The organism is Variovorax sp. 20P10.2.4 (genome assembly GCF_058244205.1).
The window spans coordinates 1-1,970 of sequence record NZ_JBZAYE010000967.1; the positions used below are offsets into that span (position 1 = coordinate 1).

The following is a 1,970-nucleotide window of genomic DNA, read 5'->3' on the forward strand; positions in this document are numbered from 1 at the left end:
CCCGCCCGGCGGCGGCAACGACGCCACCGCGCGCCTGGTGACCACGCGCCTGGCCGAGATCACGGGCCAGCCGGCCGTGGTCGACAACCGCGGCGGCGCGGGCGGCAACATCGGCGCCAAGGCGGTGGCCGATGCCAAGGCCGACGGCTACACCGTGCTGACCTCGCAGGTCTCGATCATGGCGGTGAACCCCGCGCTGTACGCGGCGCCGGGCTTCGATCCGGTCAAGAACTTCGTGCCGATCACGCAGATCAACGCGGCGCCGCTCGCGCTGGTGGTGGAAGCGAACTCGCCGCTCAAGTCCTTCGCCGACCTGGCCGCGAAGGCCAAGGCCAGCCCCGGCAAGCTCACCTATGCGACGCCGGGCAACGGCACGCTCTCGCACCTGGTCGGCGTGGTGCTGCAGAAGGACAACGGCGTCGACATGACGCACGTGCCCTACAAGGGCGCCGGCCCCGCGCTCACCGACCTGCTCGGCGGCCAGGTCGACGTGCTCGTGACCTCCACCGCCTCGGTCGCTGGCATGGTGCAAAGCGGCAAGCTGCGCGTGCTGGCCGTGACCAGCCCGCGCCGCATCGGCGTGTTCGCGAAGGCGCCCACGCTCGAGGAGCTCGGCTACGCCAACGCGCGCTTCGAGGACTGGTACGGCTTCTTCGCGCCCGCCGGCACGCCGCCCGAGCGCGTGGCCTATCTCAACGAGGCGATCGTGCGCACCCTGCACCTGCCCGAGGTGAACAGGCAGGTGACCGACGGCGGCAGCGAGGTGGTGGCGAACACGCCCGAAGCCTTCGCGGCGCAGCTCAGGCAGGACATCGAGCGCTGGTCGCGCATCGTCAAGCTGTCGGGCGCGCGCGCCGACTAGCATCGGCGACGCAACAACGAGACAAGACGCCCATGCCCGCCTCGCCCACCGATCCCTCCGGCCTGTCCCTCGAGACCCGCATCGCCCACCTCGGCAAGCACCCGGCCCATGCGGGCGGCGCGCCGGTCAACCCGCCGCTGGTGCGCGCGAGCACGGTGGTGTTCGACAGCGTGGCCGCGATGCGCGACGCCCGCGCGCGGCGCGGCGAGGAGCGCGTCTTCAGCTACGGCGCGCGCGGCACGCCCACCACCTTCGCGCTCGAGGATGCGGTGAGCGAGCTCGAGGGCGGCTACCGCACGCGGCTCTTTCCCACCGGCCTCGCGGCCATCGGCATGGTGCTGCTGTCCTACCTCAAGCCCGGCGACCACGTGCTGATGTCCGACAGCGTCTACGAGCCGGCGCGCCACCTGGTGCATTCCTTCCTCGATCCCTATGGCATCCGCTGCAGCTTCTTCGCGGCCGACGGCAGCGGCATCGAGGCGCTGTTCGAGCCCGCCACGCGGCTGGTTTACGCCGAGTGCCCGGGCTCGCTGGTCTACGAGATGTGCGACCTGCCGAAGCTGGCCGCGCTCGCGCATGCGCGCGGCGCGCTGCTGGCGGCCGACAACACCTGGGGCTCGGGCCTGCAGTACCGCCCGCTCGCGCTCGGCGCCGACATCTCGCTGATGGCCGCCACCAAGTACCTCTCGGGCCACTCCGACGTGATGATGGGCACGGTGGCCACCACGCGCGAGGCCTGGCGCGCGCTCAACGAGCGCTGCGACGCCTTCGGCATGACGGTGAGCCCCGACGACGCCTGGCTGGTGCTGCGCGGCATCCGCACGCTGTCGGCGCGGCTGCGCCTGCACGAGCAGCATGCGCTCGAGGTCGCGCGCTGGCTGCAGGCCCGGCCCGAGGTGGCGACCGTGTTCTGCCCCGCGCTGCCCACGCACCCGGGGCACGATCTCTGGCGGCGCGACTGCAGCGGCACCAACGGGCTGCTGTCCTTCGAGCTGCGGCCGGAGATCGCGCCGGCCGCGGTCGAGCGGCTGGTCGACGCGCTCGCGCTGTTCGGGCGCGGCTCGTCCTGGGGCGGCTACGAGAGCCTGGTGGCCTGGGCCAACATGCG

2 protein-coding genes are annotated in these 1,970 nt (G+C 72.6%); both read left to right on the forward strand.

Translation table 11 applies throughout. The features are described 5' to 3' along the window. On the forward strand, window positions 1-862 hold an 862-nt coding region (locus tag AC27VN_RS40015), incomplete at its 5' end, for a Bug family tripartite tricarboxylate transporter substrate binding protein (RefSeq protein ID WP_490880290.1). 32 nt (window positions 863-894) lie between these two features. Beyond that, the coding region (gene metC / locus AC27VN_RS40020) for a cystathionine beta-lyase (RefSeq protein ID WP_490880291.1) at window positions 895-1,970 on the forward strand (1,076 nt) is incomplete at its 3' end.